Annotated in this window: 10 protein-coding genes; 8 read left to right on the top strand and 2 right to left on the bottom strand. The window is 68.3% G+C overall.

Annotation, left to right across the window (positions count from 1 at the left end; all coding sequences use genetic code 11):
• Positions 1-101: 101 nt before the first annotated feature.
• The 6 genes from ACG00Y_RS00275 to purL all read left to right on the top strand — a co-directional run bounded on the left by ACG00Y_RS00275 (position 102) and on the right by purL (position 11,349).
• On the top strand, positions 102-2,801 hold the full coding sequence (locus ACG00Y_RS00275) for an alpha-1,6-glucosidase domain-containing protein (RefSeq protein WP_394475255.1): 2,700 nt from the start codon (positions 102-104) through the stop codon (positions 2,799-2,801).
• Between the two features lie 90 nt (positions 2,802-2,891).
• Positions 2,892-3,884 carry a rhamnose ABC transporter substrate-binding protein gene (gene rhaS / locus ACG00Y_RS00270; protein ID WP_394475254.1) on the top strand — a complete coding sequence of 331 codons (993 nt, stop codon included), beginning with the start codon at positions 2,892-2,894 and terminating at the stop codon, positions 3,882-3,884.
• Positions 3,884-5,404 carry a sugar ABC transporter ATP-binding protein gene (locus ACG00Y_RS00265; protein ID WP_394475253.1) on the top strand — a complete coding sequence of 507 codons (1,521 nt, stop codon included), beginning with the start codon at positions 3,884-3,886 and terminating at the stop codon, positions 5,402-5,404. Before rhaS ends, ACG00Y_RS00265 begins: the two co-directional genes overlap by 1 nt.
• Positions 5,398-6,360 carry an ABC transporter permease gene (locus ACG00Y_RS00260; protein WP_394475252.1) on the top strand — a complete coding sequence of 321 codons (963 nt, stop codon included), beginning with the start codon at positions 5,398-5,400 and terminating at the stop codon, positions 6,358-6,360. Before ACG00Y_RS00265 ends, ACG00Y_RS00260 begins: the two co-directional genes overlap by 7 nt.
• Positions 6,357-7,304 carry an ABC transporter permease gene (locus ACG00Y_RS00255; protein ID WP_394475251.1) on the top strand — a complete coding sequence of 316 codons (948 nt, stop codon included), beginning with the start codon at positions 6,357-6,359 and terminating at the stop codon, positions 7,302-7,304. The genes ACG00Y_RS00260 and ACG00Y_RS00255 overlap by 4 nt, the downstream gene beginning before the upstream one ends.
• Before the next feature lie 91 nt (positions 7,305-7,395).
• Positions 7,396-11,349, top strand: coding sequence for a phosphoribosylformylglycinamidine synthase (purL, locus tag ACG00Y_RS00250; RefSeq protein WP_394475250.1), 3,954 nt, complete (start codon positions 7,396-7,398; stop codon positions 11,347-11,349).
• On the opposite strand, the gene ACG00Y_RS00245 is transcribed toward purL, so the two are convergent.
• Both ACG00Y_RS00245 and ACG00Y_RS00240 read right to left on the bottom strand, forming a co-directional pair.
• Positions 11,346-12,014 carry a glutathione S-transferase family protein gene (locus ACG00Y_RS00245; RefSeq protein ID WP_394475249.1) on the bottom strand — a complete coding sequence of 223 codons (669 nt, stop codon included), beginning with the start codon at positions 12,012-12,014 and terminating at the stop codon, positions 11,346-11,348. The genes purL and ACG00Y_RS00245 overlap by 4 nt on opposite strands.
• Before the next feature lie 64 nt (positions 12,015-12,078).
• Complete coding sequence (locus ACG00Y_RS00240) at positions 12,079-13,407, bottom strand: MFS transporter (protein WP_394475248.1); 1,329 nt, start codon at positions 13,405-13,407, stop codon at positions 12,079-12,081.
• 114 nt (positions 13,408-13,521) lie between these two features.
• Between ACG00Y_RS00240 and cyoA the strand changes: the two genes are divergently transcribed.
• Both cyoA and cyoB read left to right on the top strand, forming a co-directional pair.
• On the top strand, positions 13,522-14,601 hold the full coding sequence (gene cyoA / locus ACG00Y_RS00235) for a ubiquinol oxidase subunit II (protein ID WP_394475247.1): 1,080 nt from the start codon (positions 13,522-13,524) through the stop codon (positions 14,599-14,601).
• A gap of 9 nt (positions 14,602-14,610) precedes the next feature.
• A complete protein-coding gene (cyoB, locus tag ACG00Y_RS00230; RefSeq protein WP_394475246.1) occupies positions 14,611-16,614 on the top strand; it encodes a cytochrome o ubiquinol oxidase subunit I in 2,004 nt (667 codons plus the stop codon).
• Positions 16,615-16,616 lie beyond the last annotated feature (2 nt).

Here is a 16,616-nt window from a genome sequence, read left to right as displayed (position 1 = left end):
ATAAAGTTGGCGCGCAGCATAGCGACTTACATGCTTGAAGCAATAGCGGGATTTCGATAAATGTAGTTTTGCTACTATGTGGCGAAACATTGGAGACAACCATGACGCCTCGTTCCACGCTGGTCGCGCTGCTGGGCCTGACGCTGATCGCCACGGTCGCACGGGCGGGCGATCTGGACGACTGCAACGCGCCGGTGCCTGCGCCAGCGCCCGCCGCCAATGCCGCCGCCGAGGCCTACTGGCTGGACGCACGCACGCTGCAATGGCCGGGGCTGAAGCTGCAGGCGGGCGAGCGGCTGCGGCTGCATCACGCGCGGGCGGCGGGGCTGCGGGCGGTGGCGGGCGAGACGGTGGCGGGTGGTGATGGCGCGGTCGAACTGCAGCCCAGCGCTGCCGCGCTGCCGGTGCGGTTCCGCTTCATTGGCGACGGGCCGCGCTTTGCGGTTAGCGGCGCCGAAGTGGCCACGCTGCTGCGCGCGCAACTGCTACTGGTGCACGAAACGGCGGACGGCCGCGTCATCGCCGCCACCGGCGTGCAGACGCCCGGCGCGCTGGACGATCTCTACGTTGCCGCCGAGCGCGTGAGCGACCTGGGCGCCCACCCCACCCGGGCGCGGACGAGCTTCGCCGTCTGGGCGCCGACCGCGCAGCGCGTGCTGTTGTGCCGTTATGGCGGCGCTGAGTCGCCCGCAGTCGCTGCCGACGCAATGCAGTTCGACACCACCACCGGCGTGTGGCGCGCGACGCTGCAGGGGAGCCTGAGCGGCCAGGCCTACCGCTACCTCGTCGATGTCGTCACGCCCACGCATGGCCGCGTGCGCAACCTTGTCACCGACCCCTACTCGGTGGCACTCACGGCCGACTCACAGCGCAGCGTCGTCGCCGATCTGGCCTCACCCGCGCTGAAGCCGCGCGGCTGGGACAGCACGCCGCGCCCGAACCGCGTGAAGGCCGCGACCGACCAGCTCATCTACGAGCTTCATGTCCGCGATTTCTCCATCGGCGACGCCACCGTGCGCCCCACCTGGCGCGGCAAATACCTGGCTTTTACCGAGGGCGCGTCCAACGGCATGAAGCACCTCAAGGCGCTGGCCAAGGCCGGCATGACCGACGTGCATCTGCTGCCCGTCTTCGACCTCGCCAGCGTGCCCGAGCGTGGTTGCAAGACGCCGACGGTGCCCAACGCGCCGGCCGACAGTGACGCGCAGCAGGCCGCCGTGATGGCCGTGGCTGCCGACGACTGCTTCAACTGGGGCTACGACCCCTGGCACTTCAACGCGCCCGAGGGTAGCTTCGCGACCGACCCGCTGCGGCGCGTCGTCGAGTTCCGCCAAATGGTGATGGCCCTGCACAAGGCCGGCCTGCGCGTCGGCATGGACATGGTCTACAACCACATGGCCGCAGCCGGCCAGCATCCGAAGTCGGTGCTGGACCGCCTGGTGCCCGGCTACTACCACCGCCTCAATGCCAAGGGCGAGGTCGAGCGCTCCACCTGTTGCGACAACACCGCCACCGAGCACCGCATGATGGCCAAGCTGATGATCGACTCGGCGGCGCTGTGGGTGCGCGAGTACCGCATCGACTCCATGCGCTTCGACCTGATGGGCCACCAGCCGCGCGAGGCGATGGAGCGGCTGCAGAGGCGCGTCGATGCCGAGGCCAGCCGGCCGGTGCAACTGCTGGGCGAGGGCTGGAACTTCGGCGAGGTGGCCAACGGCGCCCGCTTCGTGCAGGCCTCGCAGCTGAGCCTGAACGGTAGCGGCATTGGCGCCTTCAGCGACCGTGGCCGCGACGCGGCGCGTGGTGGTGGCGCGGGGGAGGGCGGTGATGCCAGCGTGCGCAACCAGGGCTGGCTCAACGGCCTGGTGTACGCGCCCAACGCGCTGGGTGCCGACCGCTCGCGGGACGACTTGCTGAGCGCCGCCGACATGATCCGCGTCGGCCTGGCCGGCTCGCTGCGCGGCTTCGAGCTGACGACCTGGCGCGGCGAGACCCAGCGCCTGGACGCCATCCCCTACGGCGGTGACCAGCCGGCCGGTTTCGCGAGCGAGCCCGGTGAGGTCGTCAACTACGTGGAGAACCACGACAACCAGACGCTGTTCGACATCAACGCGCTGAAGCTGCCGCTGGCCACCTCGCGCGAGGACCGTGCCCGTGTGCAGATGCTGGGCGCGGCGGTGGTGGCCTTCAGTCAGGGCATCGCCTACTTCCATGCCGGTCAGGACATCCTGCGCAGCAAGAGCATGGACCGCAACAGCTACGACTCGGGCGACTGGTTCAACCGGCTGGACTGGACCTACCAGACCAACCACTTCGGCACCGGCCTGCCGCCAAAGCAGGACAACTTCGGTAAGGATGGCCGCGACTGGGCACTGGCCCGCGAGCGGCTGGCTGATCCGTCGATTGCCCCAGGCCCCGCCGAAATCGCCTGGGCGCGCGATGTCTTCCGCGACCTGCTGAAGATCCGCGCCAGCACGCCGCTGCTGCGGCTGGCCAGCGCGGCGGAGGTCAACAAGCGGCTGAGCTTCCCCGGCAGCGGTGCCGGTCAGAACCCGGTGCTGATCGCGACGCGCATCGACGGCCGTGGGCTGGGCGGCTTCAAGGCAGTGATGACATTGATCAACGTGTCGCCCGAGGCCCAGCGCCTGAGCCTGCCCGCCGAAGCCGGCTCGGCCTGGCGGCTGCATCCGGTGCAGGCCGGCGCCCGCGCTGCCGACAGGCGGGTGGCGACGCAGGCGAAGGCCGTGGGTGGCGTGTTCGAAGTGCCGGGCCGCAGCGCGGCCGTGTTTGTGGTGAACTGAAACACGCATCACCTTGAGCGGTTGCGCCCGGCGCGGCAGACGATGCTCGCGGGCCCAGGCGGGCCACCCGCCGAGACACACGGAGACTTCATGCCGCGCAATCACCTCCTGCTCGCCGCCGCACTCGCGGCCGCGCTGTCCAGCCCATCGGCCTTGGCCGCCGACAAGGTCGCGCTGGTCGTCAAGAGCCTGGGCAACGGCTTCTTCGACGCGGCCCGCCAGGGCGCGCAGGAGGCGGCCAAGGAGCTGGGCGGGCTGGAGATCATCTACGCCGGCCCGGCCAAGGCCACGGCCGAGGGGCAGGTGGAGATCGTCAATGCGCTGATCGCGCAGCGCGTCAAGGCCATCGCCATCTCGGCCAACGACCCCGACGCGCTGGTGCCGGTGCTGAAGAAGGCTCAGGCGCGCGGCATCAAGGTGCTGTCCTTCGACTCCATGGTGCGCAAGGACGGCCGGCAGCTGCACCTGGCGCCGTCCAGCACGCCGCTGATCGGCGCCAAGCTGGCTGCGCTGGTGCTGGATGCGTCGCCCGCCGGCGGCGAGGTCGCCGTGCTGTCCGCCACCGCGCAGGCCACCAACCAGAACGCGTGGATTGCCGCGATGAAGGCCACGCTGGCCACGCCACCCTATGCCAAGGTCAAGCTGGTCAGCGTCGTCTACGGCGACGACCAGACCGACAAGAGCTACCGCGAGGCGCAAGGCCTGCTGAAGAGCCACCCGAACCTCAAGGTCATCGTCGCGCCAACGACGGTGGGCATCGCTGCGGCGGCGCGTGCGGTGCAGGACGAGCGCATGACGGGCAAGGTGTTCGTGACCGGCCTGGGCCTGCCTTCGGAAATGCTGGGCCATGTCAAGGGCGGGGCGGTGAAGAGCTTTGCGATCTGGAACCCGGTGGACTTGGGCTACTCGGTGATCCATGCGGCGAACGCGCTGGTGAAAGGCACGGTCAAGGGCGCCTCGGGCGAGACCGTGCCGCTGGGCCGTGTGGGCAAGATGGTGCTGGACGCGAACGCGGAAGGTGCGATGGCCGAGCCCTTCACCTTCAACGCGAGCAACGTCGAGAAGTTCGCCAAGATGTACTGATGCTGCAGCTACGCGGCATCACCAAACGCTTCGGCCCCACGCAGGCGCTGCGCGGCGTCGACCTGGACCTGCTGCCCGGCCAGGCGCTGGCGCTGATCGGCGAGAACGGCGCCGGCAAGAGCACCTTGGTCAAGACGCTGACCGGCGTGCATGCGCCCGACGCGGGCGAGATCCTGCTGGACGGCCGGCCCGTGCGCTTCACCCGCACACAGGACGCGCAGGCCGTGGGCATCGCCGCCGTGCACCAGGAGACGGTGGTGTTCGACGCGCTGTCCGCCGCCGAGAACATCTTCATCGGCCGTCCGCCGACCAAGCGCGTGATGGGCCTGCGCGCCGTCGACTGGCCCCGCATGGAGCGCGAGGCGCAGCAGTGGCTGGACGCCGTGGGCGCGCAGTTCTCCGCCCGCACACCGGCCGCGGAGCTGGGCATCGCCCAGCGCCACCAGATCGAGATCGCGCGGGCACTGTCCATGCAGGCGCGCGTCGTCATCCTGGACGAGCCCACGGCCGCGCTGTCCCAGGCCGAGATCCACGAGGTCTGTGCGCTGGTGCGCCGCCTCAAGGCGCAGGGCGTGGCCGTCCTGTTCATCACGCACAAGTTCGACGAGCTGTTCGCCGTGTGCGACCGCTACGTGGTGCTGCGCGATGGCGCGTCCGTCGGCAGTGGCGACATGGTCACCGCGAATGAGGCCGAGCTGGTGCGGCTGATGGTGGGCCGCGAGGTGGACGACATCTACCCGTCGCGCCGGCGCTCGGCCGGGGACGTGGCGCTGCGCGTGCAGGCCTTGAGTCACCCGACCGAGTTCGCGGACCTGTCGTTCGACGTGCGGCGCGGCGAGGTGCTGGGCTTCTACGGCCTGGTGGGCGCCGGGCGCAGCGAGGCCATGCTGGCGCTGATCGGCCTGAAGCCGGATGCGACCGCCAGCGTCGAGATCGACGGCCGTGCGGTGGACCTGCACGACCCGGCACAGGCCATCGCCGCCGGCCTGGCCTATGTGCCGGAGGACCGGCGCGGCCAGGGCGCGCTGCTGGACATGTCGGTCGGCGCCAACCTGACGCTGCCGGCGCTGGCCGGGCCGCGCCATGCCTGGCATGGCAAGTTGTCGCGCGGGCCCTGGCTGTCGGCCGTGCGCGAGCACGGCTTTGCCCAGGGCCTGATCGAACGCCTGCGCATCAAGACCGCGTCGCAAGACCTGGCCGTGGGCAGCCTGTCCGGCGGCAACCAGCAGAAGGTCGTCATCGCCAAATGGCTGGGCCTGCAGCCACGCGTCGTCATCCTGGACGAACCGACCAAGGGCATCGACATCGGCGCCAAGCAGGCGGTCTATGAACTCATCGAGCAGATGGTGCAGCAAGGCCTGGCAGTCATCCTCGTGTCGTCCGAGCTGCCCGAGGCGATGAACCTGGCCGACCGCGTCATCGTCATGCGGCGCGGCCGCATGGTGGCCGAGTTTGCGCACGGCGCGCCGGCCGAGGCCATCGTGGCGGCGGCCTCGGGCGTGGAGACGCAATCATGTTGAAACGCGACCAACTGCTGCTCGGCGCCACCGTGGCCATCGTGTTGCTGGTGGGGTGGCGCGCGCCGATCTTCCTCACCTTCCGCAACGGGCTGGACATCGCCAACGAGTCGGCGCTGCTGGCCATGCTCGTGGCCGGCCAGGTCGTCGTGCTGCTGACGCGCGGCGTGGACCTGTCCGTGGCGTCCAACCTGGCGCTGACGGGCATGGCTTGCGCACTGGTGGGCCAGGCCTTCCCCGGCATGCCCATCGCGCTGCTGATGCTGCTGGCGCTGGGCCTGGGCGCGCTGCTGGGCGTCGTGAACGGCCTGCTGGTGGCGCACGCCGGGCTGCCGCCCATCGTCGTGACGCTGGGCACGATGGCGCTCTACCGCGGCGCGGTGTTCGTGGCCTCGGGCGGCGCCTGGGTGTCGGAGCAGGACGTGCACGCGGGGATCAAGGCGCTGCCGCGCGCCGAGTGGCTGGGCATCCCGGCGTTGATCCTCATCGCCGCGCTGGCCGTCGCCGCCGTGGCCGCATGGTTGCGCTGGGGGCCGGCGGGGCGTGAGGTGAGGGCGCTGGGCAACAACCCGGACGCGGCCGTGGTCGCCGGCATCCCGCACCGCACACGGCTGCTGCAGGCCTATGCCGTGTCCGGTGCGCTGGCCGGGCTGGTGGGCCTGCTGTGGGTGGGGCGCTACGCCATCGCGTTCACGGAGCTGGCGGCAGGCTACGAGCTGACCGTCATCGCCGCCTGCGTCATCGGCGGCGTCAGCATCGCCGGCGGCATCGGCACGGTGTGCGGCGCGATGCTGGGTGTGCTGTTCATCGGCGTCGTCAACGCGGCGCTGCCGGTCATCCAGGTCTCGCCGTTCTGGCAGCAGGCCATTGCCGGCGCGGTCATCCTGCTGTCCGTCGCCTTCAACGCCAATGCGCGGGCCAGCAAGGGCCTGCCCATCCTGGAGCAACGCTCGTCATGAAGGCCTTCACCCCCTGGGAGCGCGCGCTGGCGGGGCTGCTGCTCATCCTCTACGTCGCCTTCGGTTTCGGCATCGAGGGCTTCCTGTCGCCCTACGCGCTGGCCGACAGCACGGTCAACATGTCCGAGCGACTCATCATCGCGATGGCCATGGCCATGCTCATCGTGGCCGGCGAGATCGACCTGTCCATCGCCGCGACGATGGCGCTGTCGTCGCTGGCCATGGGCCTGGCCATGCAGGCCGGGGCGCCGCTGCCGCTGATGCTGCTCGCGGCCGTCGCTACGGGTGCTGCCTGCGGGCTGTTGAACGGCTGGCTGGTCACGAAGCGGGGCCTACCGTCCATCGTCGTCACCATCGGCACCTTGTCGCTGTATCGCGGCCTGGCGCTGGTGCTGCTGGGCGACCAGGCCGTCACTGGTTACCCCGAGGCATTGAGCGTGCTGGGCAATGGCACGCTGGGCGACCTGATAGGCGTCGAGTGGCTCATCGTGCCCATCGAGTTCACCGTCGCGCTGTTGTTTGCTGCGGGCGTGGCGGTGTGGATGCACCGCACCGTGCACGGCCGGCGCGTCTACGCCGTCGGCTCCAACCCGGTCGCCGCGCGCTTCAGTGGCATCGCGGCGGACCGCTACCGGCTGGGCCTGTTCGTCTTCGCCGGCATCGCCGCAGCCCTTGCGGCCGTGCTGCTGACGGGCCGCATCGGCAGCACCCGGCCCAACCTGGCGGCCGGCTGGGAACTGGACGCCATCACCATCGCGCTGCTGGGCGGCGTGGCCATCCAGGGCGGGCGGGGCAGCATGGTGGGCGTCGTGCTGGCGGCCGTGCTGCTGGGCGCGTTCACGTTTGCACTGGGCATGCTGAATGTGCCGGGGATCGTGATGGCGATGGTGGTGGGTGGGTTGCTGATTGGCGCGATGCTGCTGCCGAAGCTGCGCGCTCAGTAGAATCCCGCGCTTCCGCACGCCGCCGCTCGCCCAAGGGCGCGTGCCCTTCCGAGAACCGCGCGCCCGCCCGCGCCCAGCCTCCCCGGATTTCATGGCCCTGACCCCGCATCTGACCCATTTCGAGGGCGGCAACGCTCTTTCCGATTTCCGCGCCCAGGCCTTGCTGGCCCGGCTGCAAGAGGTCAATGCGCGCATCACGGGCATCAGCGCCCGCGCCGTGCACTGGGTCTGGACGGACTCGCCGCTGGACGCCGAGACGCGCCAGCGCTTCGCCGCGCTGCTGACCTATGGCGAGCCGGCCCTTGAAGGCGCGGCAGGTGACCTGGTCGTCGTCACGCCGCGCTTCGGCACGGTCAGCCCCTGGGCGTCCAAGGCGACCGACATCGCCCGCAACTGTGGCTTCACGCTCAAGCGCGTGGAGCGCGTCGTTGAGTACCGCGTGGCGACCAAGAGCGGGCTGCTGGGCGGCGCCAAGCCTTTGAACCAGGACGAGCTGAACGCCTGCGCCGCGCTGCTGCATGACCGCATGACCGAGTCAGCCTGCTTCAGCCGCGAAGACACGGCGCATCTGTTTGATGAACGCACCGCCGAGCCGCTGGCCCATGTGGACGTGCTGGGCGCCGGCCGTGCCGCGCTGGAAAAGGCCAATGTGGAGTTCGGTCTGGCGCTCTCCAGCGACGAGATCGACTACCTGGAAACCAACTTCACGAAGCTGGGCCGCAACCCCAGCGACGTCGAGCTGATGATGTTCGCGCAGGCCAACAGCGAGCACTGCCGGCACAAGATCTTCAACGCGTCGTTCACGGTTGATGGCGAGCAGCAGCCGCTGAGCCTGTTCGGCATGATCCGCAACACCGAGAAGCTGAACCCGCAGCACACGGTCATCGCCTACTCGGACAACGCGGCCGTCATGCAAGGCCATGCCATCGAGCGCTGGATCCCCGCGCCCCAGGCCGGCGCCGCCTATGTGGCCCGCACGGAGCAGGCCGAGGTGTTGATGAAGGTGGAGACGCACAACCACCCGACGGCCATCTCGCCCTTCCCGGGCGCCTCGACCGGCGCGGGCGGCGAAATTCGTGACGAGGGGGCAACGGGGCGCGGATCGAAACCCAAGGCGGGGCTGACGGGCTTCTCGGTGTCCAACCTGCACCTGCCGGGCCTGAGCGAGCCGTGGGAGCAGAACCCGGTCGGCAAGCCGGCGCATATCGCCTCGGCGCTGCAGATCATGATCGAAGGCCCGCTCGGTGGCGCTGCCTTCAACAACGAGTTCGGCCGGCCCAACCTGGCGGGCTATTTCCGCGTGTTCGAGCAGACCGTCGCCGGCCTGCGCCGCGGCTATCACAAGCCCATCATGATTGCCGGCGGACTGGGCACGATCCGCTCGGACCTGACGAAGAAGATCGAATTCCCCGCCGGCTCGCTGCTGATCCAGCTCGGCGGCCCCGGCATGCGCATCGGCATGGGCGGCAGCGCCGCGTCGTCGATGGCGGCGGGCACGAACACGGCCGACCTGGACTTCGACTCCGTGCAGCGTGGCAACCCCGAGATCGAGCGGCGCGCGCAGGAGGTGATCAACCATTGCTGGGGCCTGGGCGCCGAGAACCCGGTGCTGGCGATTCATGACGTCGGCGCGGGCGGCATCTCCAATGCCTTCCCCGAGCTGGTGAACGACGCCGGCCGTGGCGCGCGGTTTGACCTGCGCAAGGTGCCGCTGGAAGAGTCGGGCCTGGCGCCCAAGGAAATCTGGTGCAACGAGAGCCAGGAGCGCTACGTGCTGGCCATCGGGCCGGAGAGCCTGGAGCTGTTCAAGTCGCTGTGCGAGCGCGAGCGCTGTCCGTTCGCCGTCGTCGGCGTGACGACGGAGGCGCGTGAACTGAAGCTTGCCGATGGTGAGGACCTCCCCATCGACATGCCCATGGACGTACTGCTCGGCAAGCCACCCAAGACCTCGCGCAACGTGACCCGCGTGGCGCATGATGGCGGCACGCTGGACCTGACTGGCGTGAAGCTGGAAGAGGCAGCGCTGAACGTACTGCGCCACCCGACCGTGGCCAGCAAGCGCTTCCTCGTCACCATCGGCGACCGCACGGTGGGCGGCTTGAACCACCGCGACCAGATGGTCGGCCCCTGGCAGGTGCCGGTGGCGGACTGCGCCGTCACGCTGGCCGACTTCAACGGCTTTGCCGGCGAGGCGATGAGCATGGGCGAGCGCACGCCGCTGGCTGCCGTCAACGCGCCGGCCTCGGGCCGCATGGCCGTGGCCGAAGCGCTTACAAATCTGCTGGCCGCGCCCATCGAACTTCCCCGCGTCAAGCTCAGCGCCAACTGGATGGCCGCCTGCGGCGAGCCGGGCGAGGACGCCGCGCTGTTCGACACCGTCAAGGCCGTGGGCATGGAGCTGTGCCCGGCGCTGGGCATCTCGATTCCCGTCGGCAAGGATTCGCTGTCGATGCGTACCAAGTGGGAGGGCCAGCAGGTCACCGCGCCGGTGTCGCTGATCGTCACGGCCTTCGCCAGCATCGCCGACGTGCGCGGCACGTTGACGCCGCAGTGGCAGCGCGAGGACTCGTGCGCCATCCTCGTCGACCTGGGCCAAGGCAAGCACCGCATGGCGGGCTCCATCCTGGCGCAGACGTTGAACCAGTTCGGCAGCGACGTGCCGGACCTGGATGAACCTCAGCTGCTGGTCTCGCTGGTCAACGCGATCAACGAGTTGCGTGCGGCCGACAAGCTACTCGCGTATCACGACCGTTCGGACGGCGGCCTGTGGGCGGCTGCCTGCGAGATGGCCTTTGCCGGCCAGACCGGCCTGAGCCTGAACGTGGACATGCTGGTCACGGAAGGCGACGGCATCAGCGACAGCCGCGCCGACATCGGGGACTCGAAGAACTGGGCCGGCCAGGTCGGCGCCCGTCGCGAGGAACTGACGCTGAGGGCGCTGTTCAGCGAGGAACTGGGCGCGCTGATTCAAGTCCGCGCGGCCGACCGCGATGCCGTCATGCAGGTGCTGCGCGCGCACGGGCTGTCGAAGCATTCACACGTCGTCGCCAAGCCGAATGCGGCGCGGCAGATGGAGGTGTGGCGCGATGCGAAGAAGGTGTTTGCGGCCGACCTGACGACGCTGCAGCAGACCTGGGACGAGGTGAGCTGGCGCATTGCCCAGCTGCGCGACAACCCGGCCTGCGCCGATGCCGAGCACGCGGCGGCCGGCAAGGCCGACGACCCGGGCCTGCATGTGCACCTGTCTTTCACGCCCGAGGCGCCGTTCGTGTCCACCGGCGCCCGCCCCAAGGTCGCCATCCTGCGCGAGCAGGGCGTCAACTCGCATGTCGAGATGTCCTACGCGATGGCGCAAGGCGGCTTCGACAGCTTCGATGTGCACATGAGCGACCTGCAATCCGGCGCGGTCAAGCTCGACGGTTTCGCAGCCTTCGTCGCCTGCGGCGGCTTCAGCTATGGCGACACGCTGGGCGCTGGCGAAGGCTGGGCGCGGTCGATCATGTTCAACCCCGTGCTGGCCGAGCAGTTCCGCGCCTTCTTCGCCCGCAAGGACACGCTGGCGCTGGGCGTCTGCAACGGCTGCCAGATGCTGGCCGCGCTGGCGCCCATCATCCCGGGCGCCGATGCCTGGCCGCGCTTCACGCGCAACCAGAGCGAGCAGTTCGAGGCCCGCCTGTCGCTGGTCGAGGTGCTGGAGTCCCCCAGCGTGTTCTTCCAGGGCATGGCAGGCAGCCGCCTGCCGATCGCCGTCGCGCACGGCGAGGGTTTCGCCAACTTTGCGCGTCAGGGTGACGCGGCCAAGGTTATCCAGGCGATGCGCTTTGTCGACAACCACGGTGCGGCGACCGAGGCCTACCCGTTCAACCCGAACGGCAGCCCGGGCGGACTGACCTCGGTGACGACGCCGGATGGCCGCTTCACGGCGCTGATGCCGCACCCGGAGCGCGTGTTCCGTAATGTGCAGATCAGCTGGACGTCGGGCGACAAGAGCGCTCGCAGCCCGTGGCTGCGGATGTTCCAGAACGCACGGAAGGTGCTGGGCTAACTACCAAGAAAGCGCGCCGGCAGCGCCTGCCGGTGCGGGTAGTACTGGAACCAGGGCCGCGCCTGCACGATGGCCTGCCAGACCGACGTGCGGGCCAGCAGGCGCTCGAAGTAGGCGCCCAGCCGGGTGTGCCCGGCTGAAAACGGCCGGATGGTGGCCGCGTAGAAGAGTGCCGGCGCTGCCGTGCAGTCGGCCATGCTGAAGTCGCTGCCCGCCGCCCAGTCGTGGTCGCCCATGCGGCTTTCGATCATGTCGTAGGCCATGCCGAGAGCGTCGACTGCAGCCGACATGGCCTTGGCATCCCGCTCGGCCTCGGGGCGCAGCAGCTGGGCGATGTAGCGCTGCATCGGGTCCATTACGTAGCAGTCGAACAGGCGGTCCCACAGGCGCACCTGCAGCTGCGCATCAAAGTCGACCGGCAGCAGCTTGCCCGCCATGAGACGGTTCAGGTACTCGATCTGGATGGCCGTCTCGGGCACGACGCGGTCACCGTCCACCAGCAGCGGGATCTTCGCGGTGGGCCACAGCACGGCGTAGGCCGCGCGAGCAGTCGGGTCCCCGAGGTTGACGATCTGGGGCTGGTAGGGAGCCCCCAGTTCGTCGAGCGCAATCAGCAGCTTCCAGCAGTGGGAAGACAGCGGGTGGTAGTGCAGCGTCAGGGCCATGGTGGGTTCTCTGTCCGATAAAGCAAAAGCGGGCCGAAGCCCGCTCTGTGCATGAAGGCAAGCGTCAGTCCTGCACGACCGCCGCCGCCCGCAGCCGCTTGTTCACCCGCAGCGCCAGCAGCGTGCAGACCACGCCCGACAGCAGATAGACGCTCAGCGACACCAGCCCGAAGCGCGACGACAGGTAGAGCGCGATGACGGGCGCGAAGGCCGCACCCAGCAGCCAGGCCATGTCGGCCGTCAGCGCCGCGCCGGTGTAGCGGAAGTGCGGCAGGAAGTTGGACGTGACCGATCCGGCCGACTGGCCATAGGACAGGCCCAGCAGCACGAAGCCGATCAGGATGAACGCCGCCTGGCCGGGCTTGCCGCCGCCCAGCATCAGCGGGGCGAACAGCGCGAACACGCCGATGGCGATGGCCAGCGTGCCCAGGAAGTTGCGGCGGCCGACCTTGTCGGCGATGAGGCCGGACATGGGCATGGCCGCAGCGGCAAAGGCGGCACCCAGCAGCTCCATCTTCATGAAGCCCTCGATGCCGTCCGCGTCAGACAACGCGACCCAGGACAGCGGGAACACCGTCACCAGGTGGAAGAGGGCGTAGCTGGCCAGGGCCACGAAGGCGCCGATGACGATGTGGTGGCCTTGTGCGGGCAGCAGCTGGTGCAGATAGGCCGGGTCCAGCTCATGCTCTTCCATGCGCTTCTCGTACTCGTGCGTGACGACCAGGCGCAGGCGGGCGAACAGCGCAACGACGTTGATCGTGAATGCCGTGAAGAAGGGGAAGCGCCAGCCCCAGGAGAGGAAGTCCTTGCTGTCGAGGCTGCTGTAGACGTACAGGAACACGCCGGAGGCAACGAAGAAGCCCAGCGGCGCGCCAAGTTGACCCAGCATGGCGTACCAGCCGCGGCGGTGCGGGGGTGCGTTTAGCGCCAGCAGCGAGGGCAGGCCGTCCCAGGAGCCACCCAGCGCCAGACCCTGGCCGACACGGCACAGCGCCAGCAGCACGATGGCCGTGCTGCCGACTTCGGCAAAGCTGGGCAGCAGGCCCATGGCGACGGTGGAGCAGCCGAGCAGGAAGAGCGCAGCGGTCAGCTTGGCGGAGCGGCCGTAGCGCCGCTGGATCTCCATGCCGATCAGCGTGCCGATCGGGCGCACGACAAAGGCGAGCGCAAACACCAGGAACGCGTAGAGCGTGCCGGTCAGGCGGTCTTCAAAGGGGAAGAACACCTGCGGGAAGACCAGCACCGCGGCGATGCCGAAAACGAAGAAGTCGAAGTACTCCGAAGCGCGGCCGATGATGACGCCGACGGCGATATCGCCGGGCGCCAGGTCCTCGTCGCTGCGCTTGGCCACGGGGCCGGACTGGGGTGTTGGGAAGGTACTGCTCATCGCCATTTAGGGCCTGTCTCCGTGTTTGCCTAGGACAAAATGTCCACTCGTTGATTTGCCTCAATCAACTTACATTCCGTCGCAGCGTGCAAGATCGTTAACCCTTGCGGGCGACTCAGGATGTATCCCAAAAAGTCTCTCCTCAACAGCGTCCTGGTCTTGTCGGCCAGCATCGCTTTGTCTGGTTGCGATTGGATCGTGATGAAGCCTCACGGCGACATCGCGCAACAACAGGCGCAGCTGATTGTCACGTCGACGCTGCTGATGCTGCTGATCATCGTGCCGGTGATTGCGCTGACGCTGTACTTCGCCTTCCGCTACCGCCAGTCCAACACCGAGGCCACCTATGACCCGGACTGGGACCACTCCACCCGGCTGGAGCTGGTCATCTGGGGCGCGCCGCTGCTGATCATCATCGCGCTGGGCGCGATCACCTGGATCAGCACTCACAAGCTGGACCCCTTTCGCCCGCTGGACCGCATCTCCGAGAACAAGCCGCTGCCCGCCGACGTGAAGCCGATGGAGGTCTACGCCGTCTCCATGGACTGGAAGTGGCTGTTCATCTACCCCGAGCAAGGCATCGCGACGGTCAACGAACTGGCGGCGCCGGTGGATCGGCCCATCCGCTTCCGCTTCACGTCGACGACGGTGATGAACACCTTCTACGTGCCCGCGCTGGCCGGCATGATCTACACGATGCCGGGCATGGAGACGCAGCTCAACGCCGTCATCAACAAGGCCGGCATCTACGACGGCCTCTCCGCCCACTACAGCGGCGCCGGCTTCTCGGACATGCGCTTCAAGTTCCACGGCCTGAGCAACGAGGACTTCGCGGCCTGGGTCGGGAAGAACAAGGCCGGCGGCAACACGTTGACGCGCGCCGACTACATGAAGCTCGAACAGCCCAGCACCAAGGACCCCGTCCAGCGCTTCGCCAGCGTCGAGCCGGGCCTGTGGGGCGCCATCGTCGACCGCTGCGTCGACGACCGGAAGATGTGCGTGAGCCAGATGATGGCCATCGACGCCGCCGGTGGCGCCGGCAAGGGCGGCCTGGCCAGCACGATGCGCAGCCCCTGGCGTGACGCGGACGGCGCGAAGCGCGAGCGCATCGTCGTCGCGGCCCTGTGCACGCCGACCAACCCGCTGGGTCTGCCCATCGAGATCGACGCCACCACCACGGGCGTTGCGCCGAAGAACTGAGAGAAGTCGATGACCGTCTACCCTGAAGAGCTCCACCCGGTCTTCGGCCGGCTGGGCCTGCATGCACTGCCCATCCATGAGCCCATCCTCGTCGCGACCTTCATCGCCGTCGTCCTCGGCGGTCTCTTCGTCTTCGCGCTGATCACGAAGTACCGCCTCTGGGGCACGCTGTGGCGCGACTGGATCACCAGCATCGACCACAAGAAGATCGGCATCATGTACATGCTGCTGGGCATCGTCATGCTGCTGCGCGGTTTTGCCGACGCCATCATGATGCGCCTGCACCAGGCCATGGCCTTCGGTGACAACGCCGGCTTCCTGCCGCCGCATCACTACGACCAGATCTTCACGGCGCACGGCGTCATCATGATCTTCTTCGTCGCGATGCCCTTCGTGACGGGCCTGATGAACTACGTCGTGCCGCTGCAGATCGGCGCGCGCGACGTGGCCTTCCCCTTCCTGAACAACTTCAGCTTCTGGATGACGGCCGGCGGCGCCATCCTGGTCATGATCTCGCTGTTCGTCGGCGAGTTCGCCAAGACCGGCTGGCTGGCCTTCCCGCCGCTGTCGGGCATCCTGGCAAGCCCTGACCCCGGCGTGGACTACTACCTGTGGTCACTGCAGATCGCGGGGGTGGGCACGACGCTGTCGGGCATCAACCTGATCGCCACCATCATCAAGATGCGCGCGCCGGGCATGACGATGATGAAGATGCCCGTCTTCACGTGGACCTCGCTGTGCACCAACGTGCTCATCGTCGCCAGCTTCCCCGTGCTGGCCGCCACGCTGACGCTGCTGACCGCCGATCGCTACCTGGGCACCAACTTCTTCACCAACGACCTCGGCGGCAACGCCATGCTCTACGTGAACCTGATCTGGATCTGGGGCCACCCCGAGGTCTACATCCTGATCCTGCCCATCTTCGGCATCTTCTCGGAGGTGGTGTCCACCTTCAGCCGCAAGAAGCTGTTCGGCTATGCGTCCATGGTCTATGCCACGGTCGTCATCACCATCCTGTCCTACCTCGTCTGGCTGCACCACTTCTTCACGATGGGCTCGGGCGCCAGCGTGAACTCGTTCTTCGGCATCACGACGATGATCATCTCGATCCCGACGGGCGCGAAGATCTTCAACTGGCTGTTCACGATGTACCGCGGGCGCATCCAGTTCGAGGTGCCGATGCTGTGGACGGTGGGCTTCATGATCACCTTCACGGTGGGCGGCATGACAGGCGTGCTGCTGGCCGTGCCGGCGGCGGACTTCGTGCTACACAACAGCCTGTTCCTGATCGCCCACTTCCACAACGTCATCATCGGCGGCGTGGTGTTCGGCGTCTTCGCCGGCATCAACTATTGGTTCCCCAAGGCCTTCGGTTTCCGCCTCGACGCCTTCTGGGGCAAGGTCTCGTTCTGGTGCTGGTTCATCGGCTTCTGGGTCGCGTTCACGCCGCTGTACGTGCTGGGCCTGATGGGCATCACGCGCCGCGTCAGCCACTTCGACGACCCGTCGCTGCAGATCTGGTTCGTCATCGCCGCCGTCGGCGCGGGCATCATCGCGGTGGGCATCGCGGCCTTCCTGGTGCAGATTGGCGTCAGCATCCTGCGCCGCGAGCAGCTGCGCGACACCACGGGCGACATCTGGGGCGGCCGCACGCTGGAGTGGTCCACCTCCTCGCCGCCGCCGGACTACAACTTCGCCTTCACGCCCATCGCCCACGAGATGGACGCCTGGCACGACATGAAGCAGCGCGGCGCCGAGCGCCCGGTCCAGGGCTTCGTCGACATCCACATGCCGCGCAACACCGGTGCCGGCTTCGTCATCTCCATGCTCGCCACGGCCATGGGCTTCGCGCTGATCTGGCACATGTGGTGGTTCGCTGGCCTGACCTTCGCCGCCACCGTCATCGCTGCGATCGTCCACACCTTCAACTACAGCCGCGACTATCACATCGCGGCCGACGTGGTGGCCCGCACCGAGGACGCGCGCACGCGTGCCCTTGCCGCTGGCGCGTGATC

It is taken from the genome of Pelomonas parva (genome assembly GCF_043555835.1).
Classification (GTDB): Bacteria; Pseudomonadota; Gammaproteobacteria; order Burkholderiales; family Burkholderiaceae_C; genus Pelomonas; species Pelomonas parva.
Note: the sequence above shows the minus strand (reverse complement) of the source record. Positions and strands in the feature narration are given on the sequence as shown.